This window comes from Salegentibacter lacus (assembly GCF_020164555.1).
Classification (GTDB): Bacteria; Bacteroidota; Bacteroidia; order Flavobacteriales; family Flavobacteriaceae; genus Salegentibacter; species Salegentibacter lacus.
The window spans coordinates 74,955-96,005 of record NZ_JAIQZB010000018.1 but is presented as its reverse complement, the minus strand read 5'-3'; the positions used below and the strand labels follow the sequence as shown (position 1 = coordinate 96,005).

Genomic DNA, 21,051 nt, shown 5'->3' with positions numbered 1-21,051 from the left:
AAACCATACTCAGGAACAGGTATGAAAACACTATACTTATATCGGTTAACTCGTGGTTCATTATATTTACCAATAAAATTACGTCAAAATCCTACGCTAGGTAATTTTTTTTATCACAGGTCTCAGGTTGACGATAAAAGAATATAATATCAAAAATTGAGAGTACTGCAATTAATAGATACCCTAACCCCCGGCGGAGCTGAGCGGGTGGCGCTAAACCTCGCAAATTCGCTGGAGGGAGAGGTAGAGGCCTCATATTTATGCTGCACCAGAGATGAAGGAATGCTAAAGGAGGAATTGGATGACGAGGTAGGGTTTTGTTTCTTAAACAAAAAACATAGTTTTGATTTGAGAGCTTTTTGGAAGTTGACGACTTTCATAAAAAAGGAACAGATAGATCTGGTGCATGCGCACGGCACTTCCTGGTTTTGGGGAGTATTGTTGAAGCTTTCGGGTTTGAATATAAAACTGGTTTGGCATGATCATTACGGGGAATCGGAAGAATTGGAGAAGCGAGATGTTAAATTTTTAAAACCCCTATCCCGGTATTTTGATGGTATAATTAGTGTAAATGATGATCTGAAGGCCTGGGCAAAAAGGGAATTGAGTTCCGATAAAGTAATACAACTCAATAACTTTATTGTGCCTTCTAAAGAAGTGGATTCCGGATTAAAACTAAAAGGCGATCCTACTGATTTTAAAATAGTTTGTGTTGCTAATCTGAGACCCCAGAAGGATCATCTAAACTTGCTATTGGCCTTTGAAATTCTGAGCATAGAGGAAATAAGCCTACATTTGATCGGCGTCGATCCGGGTTCCAACTACTCTCAAGCGCTAAAGAAGGAGATAACTAAATCCGGTAAAAAAATATTTCATTATGGTAGTACCCCCAATGTATTTGGTCTATTAGAACAGGCGGATCTTGGAGTTCTAAGTTCCCGATCAGAAGGGCTTCCTTTGGCTTTGTTGGAATATGCTTTGGCAGGACTTCCGGTTGTTTGCACTGAGGTGGGGCAGTGTCGGGAGGTGGTTGATGATGCAGCATTACTTGTACCTCCGAGCAATCCGAAAGCTCTGGGAAAGGCAATAAGGTTTTATTTTCATAATGTAGATAAAAGAAAAAAAGATGCTTATCGATTACATAAAAGGCTTAAAAAGACTTACTCTAAAGAGGCTTTATTACCGGTGCTCTCCAATTTTTATAATAATTTGTAGGACTTAATGACTCTTAAAAGTAGATACAAATACAATTATATTGAGTTGCTTCTCATTCATTTTGGGATAGCAATGGCTATTTATCTTTATAGGCCTGCCTCACAGTTTATTTTGCTTGGAGTACTGATATATTTTACTTTCCTCATCATAATTAAAGAAAATCGCAATAATGAAGCCTTAATGGCCGCGGCATATATAGCGGGAGCTGAGGTTTTTTTTAGGCAAACCGATGGGATGGTCTTTTATGAGACCGGGAAATACATGGTGATCGTTTTCCTGGTTATTGGTATGTTTTTTAAAGGAACATCTTCCCGAACCATACCATTTTGGACTTATCTTTTAATTCTTATCCCAGGTATTGTTGTGGCAAGTATAACAATGAGTTATCAGGCTGAATTTAGAAACCAGATAGCCTTTAATCTTAGTGGCCCTGTGGCCCTGGGTGTTTCAGCATTATACTGTTATTATAAAAAGATTACAAAGGAAGATTTTCAAAGAGTCATCATGATGCTACTCCTACCCTTACTGGCTCAGATGTTTTTCTTGTATCTCTATACACCAAGTATGAATGATGTTAAGATTAATTTACAGGCAAATTACGCTGCAACAGGTGGGTATGGTCCGAACCAAATTTCAACAGTTATGGGGATGGGAGCTTTTCTGGTGGCTACCAGACTGTTTACAATAAAACATAAACTAATTAATATTATAGATTTGGTTTTGTTGGGGATGATAGGTTATAGGGCTTTAATAACTTTTTCCCGAGGGGGAGTTTTTACGGCAGTGGTGTGTGTAATAGCTTTTATAATCATTTATTATTATAAACAAGGATCAAAAGCACAGGCAAATCTAAATTTAAAAATTGTTATTCTAGGACTTGCAACCCTTGGAATATGGTTCTTTTCTCTTATTCAAACAGGTGGCTTGTTAAGCAACAGGTATAGTAATCAGGATGCGGCGGGAAAATTGAAGGGAGATATTACTACCGGAAGGGTTGAGCTTGTCACTACCGAGTTAGAGGCTTTTATACATCATCCGGTAATAGGAATCGGGGTTGGTAAGGGGAAAGAATACAGAGAGGAAAATATGGGTGTGGAAATTGCCAGCCATAATGAAATAAGTCGGATGCTCTCAGAACATGGGCTTTTAGGTCTGGTTGCAATTCTAATTCTTATCTTAGTACCCATAATTTTCTGGACAAAGTTTAAGAACAATTATTATTTTTTGGCGTTCTTAGCATTTTGGTTTTTAACCATTAATCATTCGGCTATGCGAATTGCCCTGCCGGCTTTCGTTTATGGATTGGCCCTATTATATATAGTAGATGACAAAAAGCCTCCTATACATAGGAAACGACTTACAGATTAACAGCTTTACGGCTACCTATATCTCTTTTTTTAGTAAAATGTTACGCAAGGAAGGTTATAAGGTGAAAACGGCTTCTACCCGAAGCAATAAGGCCCTACGCTTAATCGAAATGCTCGGGCTTATTGTTCGCTATCATAAAACCACTGATATTGTTCTTATAGATACTTATGGGGCAATGAATTTTTACTATGCTTACCTGGTGGCTAAAACCTGCCAGGCTTACAATTTAGAATATATTCCCATTCTCCACGGTGGCAACCTGCCGGAACGTTTAAGCGCCACAAAAAAATACAGTCAGAGTCTCTTCGGAAAAGCAAAAGTCAATATAGCGCCTTCTAAGTTTTTATACGATATTTTTAAAGATGAAGGTTTTTATAACACCCAGATTATTCCCAATGCGATTCAAATGGAAAATTATCCATTTAAAATACGTGAGGATTTTCAGCCGAAATTATTATGGGTAAGAAGATTTCAAAAACGTTACAATCCGGTAATGGCTTTGGAGGTCTTATTACTTTTGAAAAAAGATTACCCCAATGCTGAACTTTGTATGGTAGGTCCCGATAAAGACGGAACCATGAAAACCTGCAAAAAGTTTGCTGAAAAACATCAGCTCAATCTTAAATTTACAGGGAAACTTAAGAAAAAAGCCTGGGCAAAACTTTCAAAAAACTATGATTTTTTTATCAATACCACGAATATTGATAATACACCGATTAGCGTGATAGAAGCAATGAGCCTGGGACTGGCAGTTGTTTCCACCAACGTAGGCGGGATGCCGGTGCTGATTAAAAATGATTCCGACGGAGTTCTTGTACCGTCTAATGATGCTAAAACTATGGCTGCTGAAATCGATAAACTGATAAAGCAATCTGAAAAAGCACGTTCACTTACTAAAAATGCCCGTGAGAAAGTTGAAGCTTTTGCCTGGGAGAAAGTAAAAACCGATTGGAACAGGGTGCTCAATTCATAAAGCCAGCCGAAAGGTAGACCCCAAAATTACTAACAAAAAGATTATAATTTTGTCGGTTTTCGACATAGGTTTAAAAGTATCTATATATGAAGAACCTGCTTTATATTGGCAATGAACTGGAAGACCGGGGCGGGGCGCCAACCTCTGTAGATAAATTATCTCCATTATTTAGAAATGAAGGTTTTGAGGTGAAAACCTCTTCTTCTCATAAAAACCAGGTGCTGAGGTTATCTGAAATGTTAACTTCTATAATTAAGAATAAATCCTGGGCAGATTATGTTTTAATTGATACTTATAGTACCCGAAATTTCTGGTATGCTGTGCTCACAGCCCAACTGTGTAGAAATTTACAGCTTGATTATATTCTGCTTCTCCACGGGGGTGATCTTCCGTTGAGATTAAAAAAGAATCCTCAATTATCTGCTTCTTTATTTAAAAATGCAAAACTGAATATTGCGCCTTCACGCTACCTTTTTGAAGTATTTCAGCAAGCAGGATATACTAATCTTAAATATATTCCGAATTCTATTTTTCTGAAAGATTATCCTTTTAAATCCAGAAAAGTTTTAAAACCAAAACTGCTTTGGGTACGCGCATTTGCTGAAATTTATAATCCGATGCTTACCTTAAAGGTTTTGGAAGAGTTTTTAAAAGAATATCCCGAAGCTGAACTTTGTATGGTAGGTCCTGTAAAAGATGATTCATTTCAACAATGTGTAGATTATGCTGAAAAAAATAATCTACCGGTTAAATTTACCGGAAAACTTACTAAACCGGAATGGATCTTACTTTCAAAAGAATATGACATGTTTCTCAATACCACTAACATAGATAATACCCCAGTTAGTTTAATAGAAGCAATGGCGCTTGGATTACCAATAGTTTCCACCAATGTTGGAGGAATTCCTTATTTGCTTCAGCATAAAAACACCGGATTCTTGGTGCCGCCGGATGATGAAGTCGAAATGCTAGGTGCCATAAAAAAAATGCTGCAGAACCCTGTTTTAGCTGAAAATCGAAGTCAAAATGCCCGGGTTCAGGCAGAAAAATTCGATTGGGAAATAGTTAAACAGGATTGGAAGGATGTTTTGCTTTCTGATTGAGGTTTTTGAAATATGTCGTTCCTTTAGCCTGTCTGAAAAGATGATAATGCGTCATCCTGAACTTGTTTCAGGATCTAGGCTGTTATAAAGTAATACCATGTTAGAACCCCTCCGTCTTTTCGTTTTGCAAACGAAAATCCACCTCCCCTTTAAAAAAGGTGAGGAGCTTTTATATTTGGTCTTGAATCTTGCCTCTTGTCTCTTGCCTCTTGTCTCTTGCTTCTAATTTAAAATCCACCCTTATTTTCCTCTATTAGAAATTGAATAAATCAAAAAAATTCTATCTTTAACCCCTAAGTAGGTAAGCTATGTCCCAAAGGCCACTTGTACATTTTGAAATCTCTGAGCGTAAGGTATTACTACGTTTGTTAGACTCGGTTTGTATTCTAATCTGCCTTAGTCTGATAGGGATTATCTTTGAATTCGATTATTTTAGAATAGACTCCCAAAACTGGAATTGGACCCTGGTTTTACTCCTCTATTTTAATCTTTTCGCCAGTATTTTTGAGCTTTACGATCTTCAAAAGGCTTCCAATTTTGATAGCGTTTTACAGAATTCAATATTAAGTTCAGGGGCTACGGTTTTATTCTATATGCTTACCCCGATATTAACACCCAGCCTTCCGGAAAATCGTTTGCAAATTCTCTTTTTCTTCCTGGCTATTTTAATTCCGCTGTTATTATGGCGTCTTGTTTATATCACTTTAATTTCTTCCCCGCGATTTTATAAGCGCGTCCTTGTAGTTGGTAATTCCTTCGATATCAACCTTATTAGTTCCGATCTTCAGAAATCTGACCCCAATTATATGGTGGTGGGTTATATTAAAACTGAAGACCGTATCTCCTCAGAAATTGATGAAGATATGTTGATTAGGTTTGAGGTTAAAGATCTAACAGAAGCCATTAAGGAGCATCATATCAACGAAATTGTGGTGGCGAGTGGATACAAGAAAGGTTTGATGTTGCCATTATACAATCAACTAAGTGTGTTGCTGAAAGCGGGATTTCCTATTAAGGATTATACCCAGGTTTATGAGGAGATTACCCAGCGAATCCCAGTGCAGCACGTAGATAAGGATTTTTACCGGTATTTTCCTTTTAGCCGAAGCAACCAGAATAAATTTTACCAAATTTTCTTTAGAATATTTGATGTTATCATCGCCTTGTTAGGCCTGGCATTTTTGGTCCTGATAGTCCCCTTCGTTTTAATAGCTAACGCTCTTGGAAACCGGGGTTCGCTTTTGTATGGGCAGGAAAGAGTTGGGAAATATGGGGAAGTTTTTAAGATTATAAAGTTGAGGACTATGGCGAAAGATGCTGAGCCAAACGGTCCGCAATATGCCGAAAAGAATGATTTGCGAACTACTAGCTTCGGAAAGTTTTTAAGAAGGTCGCGTTTAGATGAAATCCCACAATTTTATAATGTTTTAAAGGGTGAAATGAGCCTGATAGGACCAAGACCGGAAAGACCGGTTTTTGTTGATGAATTATCTGAAATGATCCCCTTTTATGAAACCCGCCACGTGGTAAAACCCGGACTAACCGGATGGGCGCAAGTAAAAGCCGATTATGGAAATGGACACACCGATAGCCTGGTGAAACTTCAGTATGATCTCTATTATATTAAACACCGTGGTATCTTTCTCGACTTGAATATTATACTGAAAACCTTAAGTACTGTCATATTTTTCCGCGGCCAATAGTTAAAGTAATTAGTTATTTTTCTTTCGGCCTATCGAAAATTTATCATCAAATTTGAAATGAGACAAGCGTAAAATTTTAGGCTGTTTGAGTCCGATGGTAATCGGGCGAGTTCCTAAAATTTAGGTGTCGAATGATAAATTTAGATAAAGTTTCGTAAGCCTAGACTTTTTTGTTTCTTTTTTTGTATCCGACGAACGTAGTGAGAGGAATACATGCAAAAAAGAAAAAGGTTTGATATAATTAGATTTTTTATTCTACCCAACATTAAAGCTACAGGAATGCAGACGTTTTTCCTCGATGGAAAAAATTAACAAAAAGAATAGAAAGCTTTACGAAGGTCTTGTACGCTTATATTTTACCACAGCAAAAAGAAAAATAAACAAAGCTAAAAATTGCGCAATTCTCGCTAAATAATCACCGTATTTCACATAAAAAGTTTTTTCTGAATTCAGGTGGATATCACCTTTAATGCTGCCTTGTTTTTCATAACCGAAACTTTTGGTGATTTCTCCTTTTTGATTGATAAATGCGGAGATCCCTGTGTTGGCGCTGCGCACTATATCACGACGGGTTTCCACGGCACGTAATTTAGCATAACTAAGATGCTGCTTATGGCCTTGCGTATTTCCCCACCAGGCATCATTGGTGATAATACTAAGAAAATCGGCACCATTTTCTACATATCCGGTTACATATTCTCCGTAGACGGATTCGTAGCAAATTATTGGTCCTGTAGCCGAATTATTATTTAAGGCAAAAGCTTCCCGGTCTTCCTGGGTGGTTTTCATTGCTACCGTGCCACCCAGATCTATCATAACATCTCCTAAAATTGGTTTTAGGATTTCCTGGTAAGGAAAATTCTCTACGCCCACCACGAGTTTAGATTTATGATAAAGCTGTGGATTATCTTCCGAATTCATTAAAAAAGCCGAATTGTAATCGTCATACCAGTCGTTGGGGCCTAATTGATTGCTTTGTTCTCTTACTTTTCCTGGATCCTGGAATCTTTCGTAAAAGGAAATTCCGCTAAGGAAATTGGTTTGCGGATAGCGATTGATTAATTGTCTTGCGAAAAAAGCGGCTTCAGATTGTTCAAAATTTGGCAAAACCGTACCATCGGCAAAAACCGTTTCGGGAGCTACAATAAGTTTAGTGTTTTTGCTGACTTTCTCTTCGCTTAGTTTCAGTAATAGTTCCCCAATTCGGGTGTCGTTAGTATTATATTTTTCGGTATAAGGATTAATATTGGGTTGAAGGATTACCACTTCCATAGTTTCTCCTTTTTCTTCAATCTGACTTAGTAATAAGTAAGACACCCCTATCGGGATTAAAATAAGCATTCCCATTTTGAAGATTCCGCGGTAAATAAAATCTTTATCCTTAAATTCCCTGTAAAGTAATACCGCTTTAAAGCAAGCGATATTAGCCAGCCAAATCCAAAGGGTACCACCAAAAGTTCCTGTGTATTCATACCATTGCACCCAGTTTTGGAATTCAGAAAATGCGTTTCCTAAATTTAGCCATGGCCAGGAAAATTCCCAGGCAAGGTGGAGTTTTTCAAATACCATCCAGATACTGATCAAAAAAGCTGAAGCCGCGCTAAATCCGGTGCGTTTTGCTACAATATGATATAATAAAAATACCAACGCCATTAACAGGGAGTTTACCAGGACAGCAAAGGCGCCTCCAAATGCGGTAGAAAAATAGAGCCAGTATGTCGTAATAAGGTTCCAGAGGAAAAAGCTTAAATAAGCCAACCCGAAAACCTTCCATTTTATGTATTTCTTTTTAGAATTTCTTACTTTGAATTCTGCATAGAGTAGAGGGACAAAAGCAAAGAATAAAAGTAATGGGAAGCCATAAGTAGGCCAGGCCAACGCCAGTAAGAGTCCGCTGGAAATCGCGTAAAGAAAGTTTTTCATACTCAAGAAATTCTATTCAAAAATAGCAAACTATTATTTTTTACAGGCTTTTTAGCAATTTCTTTGAAGTTAAAGCTTTTGTAATTATTTTATCGGAAAGTGAAAAAACTTGAAGAAACAGGCGGCAATTGATTAGTTTAGTACTTCAGAAAACCAATCTATGAGCATAAAAAGACATATTCCGAATCTTATTACACTTTTAAATTTACTCTGCGGAACTATCGCGGTGATTTTCGCGGTACAGGGAAGCCTTATTATGGCTGCAATTTTTGTAGCCGCCGGAATTTTCTTCGATTTTTTTGATGGCCTTGCGGCCCGAAGTTTAAAAGTAGCTGGAGAACTTGGCCTACAACTGGATTCCCTGGCCGACGTGGTTACCAGTGGTGTAGTGCCCGGAATTGTAATGTATCAGTTGCTGGATAACGCCTTACCCGGAACTTCAGGTGTAGAAAATACCGGCTGGGAAGTTAATTCCGGTTGGTGGGACTGGAATTTCAATACGCTTGCTTTAATTGGTTTGTTAATTAGTTTGGCCTCTGCTTACAGATTGGCAAAGTTTAATGTAGACGATCGTCAAACCGATTCTTTTATAGGTGTGCCTACGCCAGCAAATGCGCTTTTAATTTTGAGTTTTCCGCTTATATTGACGTTTCAACCTGATAGTTTTATTACCGGATTAATTTTAAATAAATGGTTTTTAATTGCAATTACACTTTTAAGTTGCTATTTATTAAATGCCGAAATAAAACTTTTCGCCCTGAAATTTTCTAACTGGGGTTTTGCCGATAATAAATTACGGTATTTCTTTCTATTGCTATGTTTGGTGCTAATACTGGTATTCCAGTTTGTAGCCGTACCGTTAATTATTTTGAGTTACGTGCTATTATCGGTTGTATTCCCGAAGAAGGAGGGGGCGTGATAAAAACAAACCTCACAGGTTTGAGAAACCTGAGGTTTAAGAATTTTCAGGTTATCTAAGTTGAATCATCACCCTGAGACCCGAGATAAAAAATTTTATCTAGCGTAGGAAAATGACGTTTTGAGCATAGCGAGTTTTAAACTCCGTATGTGAGTGTAGAAAATCAGCAGCGTTAATAATTTTTGAAGCCCTGGAAAAAATTTAGCTGCTGATTTTCGATTTTTTGGCCTTGTTGCCAAAAAAACACCTCCACATAGGACGCCATTTTTTGTTTCGTTTTTTGGGCGAGCAAAAAATGAAAAATGAAACTTCCAAACCAAGTAAGTTTCATTTTGAATTATAAAAAAATAAAAAACAAACCTAAATAACAGGGTATTTAAAATACGTCAATGGTAACTTGTTTCAGAGCCTGCCCCGATTTTTTTTCGGGGGTCTAAGTTGTTCATCTTAGATTCTGAAACAAGCATGAAGTCCTTTAATATTAGTGTCCGGAAGGTATGTGGGTTAAATAACAGCCATTCTTCAATATAATTTAAATGACTATTTAAACAACTTCTTCTTTCTCAACTCGAAGTTTTGACCCAGGTAAACTTTTCTTACCATTTGGTCTTCGGCGAGTTCTTCGGGTTGACCGTGTTTTAAAATACTTCCTTCAAACATGAGGTAGGTTCTGTCTGTAATTGCCAGGGTTTCCTGCACGTTGTGATCGGTAATAAGGATTCCGATGTTTTTGTCCTTTAATTGTGCTACAATTCGCTGAATATCTTCAACTGCCACAGGGTCTACGCCGGCAAAAGGTTCATCGAGAAGAATAAAATTAGGATCGGTGGCCAGGGCACGTGCAATTTCTGTACGGCGGCGCTCTCCACCACTTAAAAGGTCGCCCCGGTTTTTCCGAATGTGGCTTAAACCAAATTCTTCAATAAGAGTTTCCATTTTTTGATGGCGCTCTTCCTTAGAAAGATCAGTAAGCTCCAGAACACTCATAATATTGTCTTCAATACTTAGTTTCCTGAAAACCGAAGCTTCCTGGGCTAAATATCCAATTCCATATTGTGCCCTTTTGTACATCGGGTATTTGGTAATGTTCGTCTTGTCTAAAATAATCTTTCCTGAATTAGGCTTAATAAGCCCTACAATCATATAAAAAGATGTGGTTTTACCGGCACCATTTGGACCCAGTAATCCAACGATCTCTCCCTGATTTACTTCCAGAGAGATCCCTTTTACAACTTCTTTTCCTTTGTAGGCTTTAACTAAATTCTCGGCGCGTAATTTCATCCAAAAAGCATTTTAGAGCTAAGTTACATTTTTTATGCCAGCTTGTTAATCATTGGCATTCTCCAAAGCTTCCCAGTATTCGTGGGCGCGGCGAAGATGAGGGATAACGATAGTGCCACCAATTAAAGTACCAATACTTAAGGTTTCCATAATTTGTTCCCTGGATAAACCTTCTTTATAACTGGATTCTAAATGGTATTTTACGCAATCGTCGCAACGTAAAACCAACGAGGCTACAAGACCAAGTAATTCTTTGGTTTTTTTATCTACGGCACCTTCAGTAAAAGCATTGGTGTCTAAATTAAATATTCTTTTAAGCACTTTATTGTTCTCACCCAGAATCTTATCGTTCATCTGCTGACGGTAAGCATTGAATTCGTCAACTTTATCAATCATAGCTATCTTTTATTAATTTTTCTTTGTTCTTGTTTGTAGATTACTTTTGAAATAATAATACTTACTTCATAAAGAATCAATACCGGAATAGCCACAATTATTTGGCTCACAATATCGGGTGGTGTGATTATGGCTGAAAGAATCAGGACTATAACCAAGGCGTATTTTCGGTATTTTTTGAGGAACTGTGGGGTTACCACACCAACCCTCGTAAGGAAATAAATTACAATTGGTAATTCAAAAATAAGTCCGCTTGCCAGCACTGAAGCCCTAACCAGTCCAATATAACTACCGAGGTCAAAATCGTTAAAGACCGCTTCACTTACCTGATATTTTCCCAGGAAATTTATAGATAATGGTGTTACCACGTAGTATCCAAAAATTACTCCTATAAAAAATAGTAAGGAGGTTATAAAAATAAATCCTTTGGCGTGTTTACGTTCGTTATCATGCATTGCAGGAGCCACAAAGAGCCAAAACTGGTAAATTACGTATGGAAAAGCAATAATAAAACCAGCTGTTATAGAGGTCCATACGTGTGCAGAAAATTGCCCTCCCATGGTTCTACTTTGAATTCTAAAAGGCATTTCATCAAAACAAAATCCGGCGTCTAGACCAAGGGAAGTAGAGATCCTGCATAGAATATCGTATGAAAAGAAATCACCTCTACTGGGGCCAAATAATAGCACATCAAAAATAAAACTCTTTAAGAAAAAAGCTATAGATCCAGCAACTACAATTGCAACAACGGACCTTATTAAGTGCCATCTTAAATCTTCTAAATGGTCCAAAAAGGACATCTCTGGTTCAGGGGTGCCAATTTGCTTCATTATAAAATTCCTTCTCGAATTAGGTTATGGATATGTACGACACCAGCGTAGGTTTGGTTTTCCAATGCCAGTAACTGGGAGATTTTATTTTCTTCCAGCATTTCTAAAGCATCTACTGCCAGGGAATCCTGGTCTATTGTTTTTGGGGTGGGACTCATAATATCCCTTGCTTTAAGACTTTTAAATTCGGTATTATTTTTAAGCATTCGTCTAATATCACCATCGGTGATAATACCTATAATCTTGTCGTTTTCTAATACTGCGGTTACTCCAAGCATTTTTTCTGAAATCTCTATAATTGCATCGGTAACTGAAGTTTCGGGCGAAACCTGTGGTTTCATATTTTGCGCGGTAATATCGCTAACCCGTAGGTATAGTTTTTTACCCAGGGAGCCACCGGGATGGTATTTAGCAAAATCTTTTCGGGAAAATCCTTTTAATTTTAAAAGACAAATTGCCAAAGCATCACCCATTACCATCTGCGCAGTTGTACTGGTTGTAGGCGCCAGATTGTTGGGGCAGGCTTCTTTTTCTACAAAAGAATTCACTACATAATCAGACTCCCTTCCGAGGAAAGATTCTTTATCGGCTGTAATTCCTATCAGAAGATTTTTAAAATCCTTAATGTAAGGTACTAAAACCTTTATTTCAGGACTATTTCCACTTTTGGAAATACAAATTACAACATCGTCTTTTTGTATGGTTCCCAGATCGCCGTGAATAGCGTCTGCAGCGTGCATAAAAATTGCGGGTGTGCCGGTAGAATTAAGCGTAGCTACTATTTTTGTGGCAATTACGGCACTTTTTCCTATACCGGTAACAATTACCCTTCCTTTTGCTTCGTAAATTTTTTCTACAGCTTCAGCGAACTCACTATCAATAAAATTTTCCAGGTTTGCAATCGCTTTGGCCTCAATGGAAATGGTTTCTTTTGCAGCAATAAGGATTTTTTCCTTCAGTTTCAAATTTAGATAAAATTAAGGATTGTGAGTTTAAAGAAATATGTATCTTTAGTTATGCAAATGTATGTAAAATTGTAACACAATTGAATGAGTTTGACGGAAATTGATTTACACCAACAACTTAAGAAGTACTTTGGTTTTAGCCAGTTCAAAGGCCTTCAGGAAGAGGTGATTAAAAGCATTGTGAATAAGAATAATTCTTTTGTGGTAATGCCTACCGGAGGAGGAAAATCCTTATGTTACCAACTCCCTGCGTTAATTGAGGAAGGAACGGCAATTGTAGTTTCGCCCCTTATTGCTTTAATGAAAAACCAGGTAGATGCTATACGTAGTATTTCTGCAGATCACGGCGTTGCGCACGTGCTAAATTCCTCATTGAATAAAACTGAAGTTAAGCAGGTAAAAGAAGATATTGCCAATGGTGTGACGAAGTTGCTTTATGTAGCTCCGGAATCGCTTACCAAAGAAGATCATGTAGAGTTTCTGAAACAGCAAAAAATCTCTTTTCTGGCTATAGATGAGGCTCACTGCATAAGTGAGTGGGGTCATGATTTTAGACCGGAATACCGTAATTTACGTAGCATTATTCAGCGAATAGGAGATAATATTCCTATAATAGCGCTTACTGCTACTGCAACTCCCAAAGTACAGGAAGATATTTTAAAGAATCTTGGAATTCCTGACGCCAATACATTTAAAGCGAGTTTTAACCGTCCCAATTTATATTACGAGGTACGGCCAAAAACCAAAAATGTTAATGCAGATATTATCCGTTTTATAAAGCAAAACCGTGATAAATCTGGGATTATTTATTGTTTAAGTAGAAAAAAGGTTGAAGAACTAGCACAAACGCTACAGGTAAACGGAATTAACGCCGTGCCCTATCACGCGGGGCTGGACGCCAAAACCCGGAGCAAACACCAGGACCAGTTTCTTATGGAAGAAATTGACGTGGTTGTGGCGACCATCGCTTTTGGAATGGGAATAGACAAACCCGATGTTCGGTTTGTAATTCACCATGATATTCCAAAAAGTATAGAGAGTTATTATCAAGAAACCGGTAGGGCCGGTAGGGATGGTGGCGAAGGTCATTGCCTTGCTTTTTATTCTTATAAAGATATTGAGAAGCTCGAAAAGTTTATGAGCGGAAAACCTGTGGCCGAGCAGGAAATTGGTCACGCTTTGTTGCAAGAAGTTGTGGCTTATGCCGAAACATCGATTTCCCGTAGGAAATTCATCCTTCACTATTTTGGAGAAGAGTTTGACGGGGAAACCGGGGAAGGCGCCTCTATGGATGATAATGTTAGATATCCTAAAAAGCAGCACGAAGCCGGCGAAGAGGTAGAATTACTTTTAAAAACCATTAAAGAAACAAAGCAATTATATAAATCGAAAGAGGTTGTAAAAACCCTTATAGGTAAATCTAACGCGGTTATTTTATCGCATAAAACAGATGCGCATCCACTCTTTGGAAAAGGAAAAGACCGGGACGGGAAATACTGGATGGCTTTAATAAGGCAGGCTTTAGTTGCCGGCTTATTGAAAAAGGACATCGAAACCTACGGAGTAATAAAACTTACTTCTAAAGGTGAGGATTTTTTAAAGAATCCGACATCTTTTATGATGACCGACGATCATATTTTTGACAGTACTACTGAAGCTGTTCCAACTGCAAGTCAGTCGGGCGGGGCGGGGATAGATAAAACGCTGGTGAAAATGCTGAAAGATCTTCGTAAAAAAGTGGCTGTAAAAACTGAAGTGCCACCTTTTGTGGTATTTCAGGATCCTTCGCTGGAAGATATGGCTATTAAATACCCGGTGAGTATAGAGGAACTAACTAATATTTTTGGAGTTGGGGAAAACAAAGCCAAAAAGTTCGGAAAGGAGTTTGTAGAGCTTATTCAGCGTTATGTAGATGAAAATGAGATTGTACGGCCAGACGACCTGGTAGTGAAATCTACCGGTGCAAATTCGGCGTTAAAATTATATATAATCCAGAATGTAGATCGGAAATTACCTTTAGACGATATTGCTTCAGCTAAGGGAATGGAGATGAAGGAATTTATCAAGGAAATGGAAGCGATTGTATATAGCGGCACCAAGTTGAATATAAATTACTGGATAGACGATATTTTAGACGAGGACCAGCAGGAAGAAATTCACGAATATTTCCTGGAAGCTGAAACCGATAAAATTGACGAGGCTATTAAAGAATTTGACGGCGATTATGACGATGAAGAACTTAGGCTTTACAGAATTAAATTTATTAGTGAAGTAGCGAATTAGAGGGTTGAAGGTACAGGTGGAGTCTATCTGTTATTAGAATCGTCATCCTGAATTTATTTCAGGATCTAAGCAATTTTTACTCCTAAACATGTTAGAAGCTGAAACAAGTTCAGCTTGACGAGACAAGACTTTCTTTAAATATAATTCAGGATTATCGTCCTCCTGCGGCTTGCAGGTCTCTAATACAATGTGAGCCTAAGGCAGGTACACGGCCACCTTCAATTTGATCAATAATTCCGCTACCAAATTCAATAGAAGCACGCATTAAGCAATCTTCTACATTGCAGTGCCCCTCGTTATCATCATCCTTATGGTCAGATTGCGGTTCGGTGCCAATATCTACCAGGCCAAATAAATGCCCGAATTCATGATTTAAAACTGCGGCTTCAATATCACTTTCATTAGGCGCATTTGGACGTGAAGCAAAATCTTTAATAGTTCCGCCGAAAATAACCATAGATGTATTTCTAAAAGCCGAACCAAGTGTAAATTTATTCTCCTCGTCTTTTTCGCTTTTTCCGTCGGCAAAATAAATATACACAGCAATTTCATCTCCTGCGTTATAAATTGTTCGCGTTTCTTTTTCTATTTCTACAATTTCATCTATAGAAAAAGGTGCTTTTCCTGAAGACGGTACCGCCCTTAAACTAATATTAATACCATCGGGCTTAAAAGTGCGTTCTTCGAGAAAATTCTTGAAATTAGCCAGGGCGGTTTCACTGGGAGCAAAACCGTTAACGTGTACTATTTCGATATTCATAGAAGTAAATTCAGCATCGCTCAAAAGATGTGAAGCTGAATCACCCAAACCTTGCAAATTAGCTGTTTTATCTATCCCCCCAATTCCATCATCATTTTTATCTGAATCTGAAGAACACGAAAAACTAAGCACAGAAATAAAAAGTAGTATAAAGCGGTATTTAAATTTAGACATTGAGAAGCAATTTTGGTAAAAATATAAATTTATTGTTTTAAAGCTTGTAATTCAGCCAAATAATCGTAGTGTTCTCCTTCTTTGATACGTTTACAGCTGAAATTATTCGTTTCAGCAGCAAATTTCAGCGTTTGGAAATCTATATAAAGCCAGTCAAAATAAGCCGAACTTTCGCCTTTGTAACTCACCTTAAATTCCAGTTCACCATAATATGCGGCTTCAGAATCTACCCAAATCCCGCCATCTTCACCCCGATCAAATAAATAACTTAAATCTGAAGAATCTAAAAGCAGCCTGCCGCCGGGATTTAGTAATTCTCTGGTTTTCTTAAAGAATTTGTCTAGGTTTTTGAGTTTCCCAATAATTCCGCTACCATTCATAAGCATTAGAATAGTATCGAATTTTTCATCTTTTAGGTTAAAAAAATCAATGTTTTGAGCATTCTTAATTCCGCGTAGACGGGAAATTTCTATAGCTCCATTAGAAGTGTCAATAGCGGTAACTTCAAGTTTTTTCTCTTCCTGAAGATAAAGCGAATGACTACCCGCACCACAGCCTACATCTAGAATCCGACCTGTTGCAAGTTGCAAGGCTTTTTGCTCTAAAGGAGGCATTTCGGAATAATTTCGGAATAAATAGGTGACAGGAATTACATCGTCATCAAAATCGGGGGAATGCACCTGGATATCGGTAGTATCTTTTTCGTGGTAGTAAGCTGAAATCGCTGTTCCAAAAATGTCTTTAGCTGAAGTTTGCTGATTCATTGATGCGGTGTAGGTTGGTTTTATATCTTTGCCCAATGGAAGAAATCTTGAAAAATCTCCCTGAAAAGGCCAAAGATAAGCATAAGGAAAATAAAAAGTTTTTTGCGAAGCTTAGAAAAAAGCCGCCGAAAGATCTGGATATGCAGATGCAGGAAATGCACGAAGAAGAATTCTCCCGTACCAATTGCCTGGATTGTGCAAATTGCTGTAAAACTACTGGACCGCTTTTTACCAATAAGGATATAGAGCGTATCAGCAAGCATTTAAAACAAAAACCACAGCAGTTTATTGAAGAATACTTAAGAATAGATGAGGACAAGGATTATGTGTTGCAACAAGTGCCCTGCACTTTTCTGGCTGCAGATAATTACTGTTTAATTTACGATGTGCGCCCGAAAGCCTGTCGCGAATTCCCGCATACCGATCGAAAGGATTTTCATAAAATCTCAAACCTAACTATTAAGAACACCGCGATTTGTCCTGCTGCATATAATATCGTAGAGGAGATGAAGCGCAGGATCAAAACCTAAGACCGATGCCTGAACTGTCTCACCTTTCTTCTTAGAAGATTTACTTCCTTGTATCTTTTTATGATTATAAAGTACAATATAGACCCAAAGAAGGGCAAGAAAACAATTATTAAAACCCAGATTAATCGATGCCTTCCCTTAAAATTTTGCTTTAGCAAACTGGCAAAGGCCAACACTGGCAGTACCAGTAGTGCTACCATAAAAGCTGAAAGCCAAAAGCTTGAAGTTCCTAGCTCAATCATAGGGAAAAAGTTTCCCTTAATATAATAAATATTTCGCTCGCTTTTCTGTAAATTCTGCTAATCCTGACTGCCAGCTTTCCCTTATTTCTTCCGCAGATAAACCTTTTTCTATTTTGGATTGTAATTCTTTTGTGCCTGCCAGTTTTGTGAAAAAAGCATTGAAGAATTCATCTTTATTTTCAGTGTTTTGATAGGCTTCAATCAGCCATTCTAAATTTATTTGATCTACCCGATCTATTTTGCTAAGATCTCGACCATAGCATTCTTTTTCTAAATGTTTTGGGCTTTTTGCACCTGGTTTAGATTCCGGAGTGTAAGTGAAATCGAAGTAGGTTTTATCTAAATATGGTGAGCCAAAAACCTGGAACTGCTTATCGGTTCCACGACCTGCATTTACGTTAGTTCCTTCAAAAAAGCACAAACTTGGGTATAGATTTATAGCCTGCGCATTTGGTAAATTTGGGGAAGGTTTTACCGGAAGATCGTAAGCTTTGGAATGGTTGTAATTTTCCATTTCTATCACTTCCAAATCACATTGAACCCCGTCTTTTAACCATTTTTCACCATTAATCATTTTTGCGTATTCTCCCATCGTTAATCCGTGAACCGTGGGAATAGGATGCATCCCAACAAAACTTTTAAATTCGGTTTCCAGGATGGGACCGTCTATATAATGCCCGTTTGGATTTGGGCGGTCAAAAACAATAAGTTGCACATCGTTTTCGGCACAGGCTTCCATCACATAATGTAATGAAGAAATGTAAGTGTAAAACCTTGTTCCTACATCCTGTAGATCAAAAATTAAAACATCCAGACCTTTGAGTTGCTCTGCTTTTGGTTTTTTATTATCGCCATAAAGCGAGATCACCGGTAAACCGGTTTGCGCATCTTTACCGTCTTCTACCGCTTCTCCGGCATCGGCAGTACCGCGAAATCCGTGTTCGGGAGCAAAGCCTTTTACCAGGTTTACATCTAATGCCAGTAAAGAATCTACAACGTGCGTATAGCCACCATCTTTATTTTTTATGATAGAAGTCTGGTTTCCAACAATGCCTACTTTTTTCCCTTTCAACATTGGGAGGTAAGCTTCCGTGCGATTAGCTGCCAGAATAATTTCTCGAACAGCGTTCTCTTCCTGATTATTTATTGCAATTTCTTCTGTAGATTGCTCTTTCTTATTTTGGTTTCCGCAGGAAAGAATACCTATAAAAGCGAATAAAAATGTACTTTTGACTAACCTTTTAAGCATCGTGATAATTTGAATTTTGAATTTTTTGTTGTTAAACGCCTCATAGGCGGTAAGAGCCATAAAAGTAGCATTTCTGCGCCTATAATAAAAATAGCTATCGCAGCAATTGCAATTGGTGTGGTGATGATGCTGGTTTCTTTTGCCACCGGACTTGGTTTGCAAGAAAAGATTAGGGATAAAATTGCTGCCTTTAACGGGCATATCAATATTTCCAACTACGATAACAACAGCTCCCAGGTTACGCTAACCCCGGTTAGTAAAGACCAGGATTTTTATCCGGAATTTAATTCGGTTGAAGGCATTTCCCACGTACAGGCGGTAGCGACAAAATTTGGAATAATTCGTACCGAAACCGATTTTGAAGGCGTTGTTGTAAAAGGTGTGGGAACAGATTATAACTGGGACTATTTTGAAGATTTTCTGGTTAAAGGTGAGCTTCCAAACGTTGATAATAAATTAAATGATGAGGTTTTAATTTCATCCTACCTTGCCAATAGGCTTCAATTAAATGTTGGCGATAAAGTGCCTACCTATTTTTTAAGGGAAGGCAGCGAACGCCCCTTAACCCGTGGTTTTGTGATCACTGGCATTTATGATTCTGGATTTATGGAGTTTGATAAGCTTTATGTTTTGGCAGATATTCGGCACATTCAACGTCTTAATCGCTGGGAAGATAATGAAGTGGGTAATTTTGAGGTTTTTCTAAATGATTTCGATAAAATAAATGAGAAAGGTCAGGAAGTTTATGAGAATACCGGTTCGTTTTTAGACACGCAAACTATAACACAGAAATACTATTCTATTTTTGAATGGCTGGCACTTTTCGATTTTAATATCGCACTTATCATTGGAATTATGATTTTAGTCGCGGGGATAAATATGATTACCGCTTTGCTGGTTTTAATCCTGGAACGCACTCAAATGATTGGGATTTTGAAAGCCCTGGGCGGAAACGATTGGAGTATTAGAAAAATCTTTCTTTATAATGCCGGTTACCTTATTATTAAAGGACTTTTTTGGGGGAATTTAATCGGGCTGGGAATGTTACTGCTCCAAAAGTATTTTAAACTCATTCCGTTAAATCCTGAAACTTATTATGTGACGGAGGTGCCGGTATATTTAAGTTGCGATTATATTCTGGCCGTGAATTTAGGAACGCTAATTTTATGTATGCTAATGTTGATAATTCCTTCGGTGATAATTTCAAAGATTTCTCCATCCAGAGCAATTAAATTTGAATAAATGATAAAACACAGGGAGTTTTTGGTATTTCTATTGAAATAGATTCAATTTTCTACCTTTGCAACCTGAAAAATAAAACTATGGATTACGTAGAAAATATATTGGGCACTATTGGGAACACACCAATGGTGAAAATGAATAAGATCACTAAAGGAATTGATGCTTTAGTTTTAGCTAAATACGAAACTTTTAATCCGGGAAATTCGGTAAAAGATCGTATGGCGGTAAAAATGGTAGAGGAAGCTGAAGCTAGCGGGAAATTAAAACCAGGCGGAACTATTATTGAAGGAACTTCCGGGAATACCGGGATGGGCCTGGCGCTTGCAGCGATAGTGAAAGGTTACAAAATGGTTTGTGTACTTTCTGATAAGCAAAGCAAGGAAAAAATAGATATTTTAAAAGCGGTAGGCTGCGAAGTGGTAGTTTGCCCTACCGATGTTGCTCCCGATGATCCCAGATCATACTATTCAACTTCTAAAAGAATGGCCGAGGAAACGCCAAATTCCTGGTATGTGAATCAATATGATAATTTGGCAAATACTAAGGCACATTACGAAAGTACCGGGCCTGAAATTTGGGAACAAACCGATGGGAAAGTAACTCATTTTGTAGTAGGTGTAGGTACCGGCGGAACGATTTCTGGAGTTGGAAAATACTTAAAAGAGAAAAATCCGAATATTAAAGTTTGGGGAATTGATACCTACGGATCGGTCTTTAAAAAGTACCACGAAACCGGTGAGTTCGATGAAAAGGAGATCTACCCATATATCACCGAAGGTATTGGAGAAGATATTCTCCCTAAAAATGTAGATTTTAGCGTAATTGACGGATTCACGAAGGTAACTGATAAAGACGCTGCGATTTATACCCGCAAACTGGCGGAAGAAGAAGGTTTCTTTTTAGGAAATTCAGCCGGAGCTGCAGCAAAAGGTTTACTTCAACTTAAAGAGCATTTCACCAAAGATGATGTAGTTGTGGTTTTATTTCATGATCACGGAAGTCGTTATGTTGGGAAAATATTTAACGATGAATGGATGAAAAAACAGGGGTTTTTAGATTAATTGCAGCTCCGCTTTATTTTGGGTGCTAACATGTTCTTTGTGTGGAGATTTAATAAAATAATAATCGCTA

Annotated in this window: 19 protein-coding genes; 10 read left to right on the top strand and 9 right to left on the bottom strand. The window is 37.9% G+C overall.

Features of this window, described 5'->3' with window-relative positions; all coding sequences use genetic code 11:
• Positions 1–156: 156 nt before the first annotated feature.
• From LB465_RS14550 to LB465_RS14530, 5 genes are all read left to right on the top strand, one after another.
• A complete protein-coding gene (locus tag LB465_RS14550; protein WP_224470622.1) occupies positions 157–1,215 on the top strand; it encodes a glycosyltransferase in 1,059 nt (352 codons plus the stop codon).
• A gap of 6 nt (positions 1,216–1,221) precedes the next feature.
• Positions 1,222–2,583: an O-antigen ligase family protein gene (locus LB465_RS14545; RefSeq protein WP_224470621.1), complete on the top strand. Its 1,362-nt coding sequence runs from the start codon at positions 1,222–1,224 to the stop codon at positions 2,581–2,583.
• The gene (locus LB465_RS14540) at positions 2,540–3,556 is read left to right on the top strand and encodes a glycosyltransferase family 4 protein (RefSeq protein ID WP_224470620.1); all 1,017 of its coding nucleotides are present in this window, start codon (positions 2,540–2,542) and stop codon (positions 3,554–3,556) included. Before LB465_RS14545 ends, LB465_RS14540 begins: the two co-directional genes overlap by 44 nt.
• An 86-nt stretch (positions 3,557–3,642) precedes the next feature.
• Positions 3,643–4,659, top strand: coding sequence for a glycosyltransferase family 4 protein (locus LB465_RS14535; RefSeq protein ID WP_224470619.1), 1,017 nt, complete (start codon positions 3,643–3,645; stop codon positions 4,657–4,659).
• Between the two features lie 308 nt (positions 4,660–4,967).
• Positions 4,968–6,362 (top strand): sugar transferase, encoded by a 1,395-nt coding sequence (locus LB465_RS14530; protein ID WP_224470618.1) that lies wholly within the window; start codon positions 4,968–4,970, stop codon positions 6,360–6,362.
• A gap of 330 nt (positions 6,363–6,692) precedes the next feature.
• Here the strand turns inward: LB465_RS14530 and lnt are convergent, their stop codons facing one another.
• Complete coding sequence (gene lnt / locus LB465_RS14525; RefSeq protein WP_224470617.1) at positions 6,693–8,285, bottom strand: apolipoprotein N-acyltransferase; 1,593 nt, start codon at positions 8,283–8,285, stop codon at positions 6,693–6,695.
• Positions 8,286–8,445: 160 nt separating this feature from the next.
• On the opposite strand from lnt, the gene LB465_RS14520 reads away from it, so the two are divergent.
• Positions 8,446–9,204 carry a CDP-alcohol phosphatidyltransferase family protein gene (locus tag LB465_RS14520; RefSeq protein WP_224470616.1) on the top strand — a complete coding sequence of 253 codons (759 nt, stop codon included), beginning with the start codon at positions 8,446–8,448 and terminating at the stop codon, positions 9,202–9,204.
• A 540-nt stretch (positions 9,205–9,744) separates the two neighbouring features.
• On the opposite strand, the gene lptB is transcribed toward LB465_RS14520, so the two are convergent.
• From lptB to LB465_RS14500, 4 genes are read right to left on the bottom strand one after another with little or no spacing between them, the layout of a single operon-like run.
• Complete coding sequence (gene lptB / locus LB465_RS14515) at positions 9,745–10,485, bottom strand: LPS export ABC transporter ATP-binding protein (protein WP_224470614.1); 741 nt, start codon at positions 10,483–10,485, stop codon at positions 9,745–9,747.
• A gap of 45 nt (positions 10,486–10,530) precedes the next feature.
• Positions 10,531–10,881: a carboxymuconolactone decarboxylase family protein gene (locus LB465_RS14510; protein WP_224470613.1), complete on the bottom strand. Its 351-nt coding sequence runs from the start codon at positions 10,879–10,881 to the stop codon at positions 10,531–10,533.
• A gap of 2 nt (positions 10,882–10,883) precedes the next feature.
• Entirely contained in the window at positions 10,884–11,711 is an 828-nt protein-coding gene (gene tatC / locus LB465_RS14505) for a twin-arginine translocase subunit TatC (RefSeq protein ID WP_224470612.1), read from the bottom strand.
• On the bottom strand, positions 11,711–12,676 hold the full coding sequence (locus tag LB465_RS14500; RefSeq protein WP_224470610.1) for a KpsF/GutQ family sugar-phosphate isomerase: 966 nt from the start codon (positions 12,674–12,676) through the stop codon (positions 11,711–11,713). Before LB465_RS14500 ends, tatC begins: the two co-directional genes overlap by 1 nt.
• Positions 12,677–12,760: 84 nt before the next feature.
• On the opposite strand from LB465_RS14500, the gene recQ reads away from it, so the two are divergent.
• Positions 12,761–14,959: a DNA helicase RecQ gene (gene recQ / locus LB465_RS14495; RefSeq protein WP_224470609.1), complete on the top strand. Its 2,199-nt coding sequence runs from the start codon at positions 12,761–12,763 to the stop codon at positions 14,957–14,959.
• 151 nt (positions 14,960–15,110) lie between these two features.
• Here the strand turns inward: recQ and LB465_RS14490 are convergent, their stop codons facing one another.
• Both LB465_RS14490 and LB465_RS14485 read right to left on the bottom strand, forming a co-directional pair.
• Positions 15,111–15,893, bottom strand: a complete 783-nt coding sequence (locus tag LB465_RS14490; protein WP_224470608.1) for a hypothetical protein — start codon at positions 15,891–15,893, stop codon at positions 15,111–15,113.
• 29 nt (positions 15,894–15,922) lie between these two features.
• Positions 15,923–16,657, bottom strand: coding sequence for a class I SAM-dependent methyltransferase (locus tag LB465_RS14485; RefSeq protein ID WP_224470624.1), 735 nt, complete (start codon positions 16,655–16,657; stop codon positions 15,923–15,925).
• A gap of 35 nt (positions 16,658–16,692) precedes the next feature.
• On the opposite strand from LB465_RS14485, the gene LB465_RS14480 reads away from it, so the two are divergent.
• Complete coding sequence (locus LB465_RS14480; protein ID WP_224470607.1) at positions 16,693–17,187, top strand: YkgJ family cysteine cluster protein; 495 nt, start codon at positions 16,693–16,695, stop codon at positions 17,185–17,187.
• On the opposite strand, the gene LB465_RS18525 is transcribed toward LB465_RS14480, so the two are convergent.
• Entirely contained in the window at positions 17,184–17,387 is a 204-nt protein-coding gene (locus LB465_RS18525; protein WP_224470623.1) for a PLD nuclease N-terminal domain-containing protein, read from the bottom strand. The genes LB465_RS14480 and LB465_RS18525 overlap by 4 nt on opposite strands.
• Before the next feature lie 58 nt (positions 17,388–17,445).
• Entirely contained in the window at positions 17,446–18,678 is a 1,233-nt protein-coding gene (locus LB465_RS14470; protein ID WP_224470606.1) for an exo-beta-N-acetylmuramidase NamZ family protein, read from the bottom strand.
• A gap of 9 nt (positions 18,679–18,687) precedes the next feature.
• Here LB465_RS14470 and LB465_RS14465 point away from each other — a divergent pair, with 9 nt between their 5' ends.
• Positions 18,688–19,920, top strand: coding sequence for an ABC transporter permease (locus LB465_RS14465; RefSeq protein WP_224470605.1), 1,233 nt, complete (start codon positions 18,688–18,690; stop codon positions 19,918–19,920).
• A gap of 80 nt (positions 19,921–20,000) precedes the next feature.
• A complete protein-coding gene (locus tag LB465_RS14460; RefSeq protein ID WP_224470604.1) occupies positions 20,001–20,981 on the top strand; it encodes a PLP-dependent cysteine synthase family protein in 981 nt (326 codons plus the stop codon).
• Positions 20,982–21,051 lie beyond the last annotated feature (70 nt).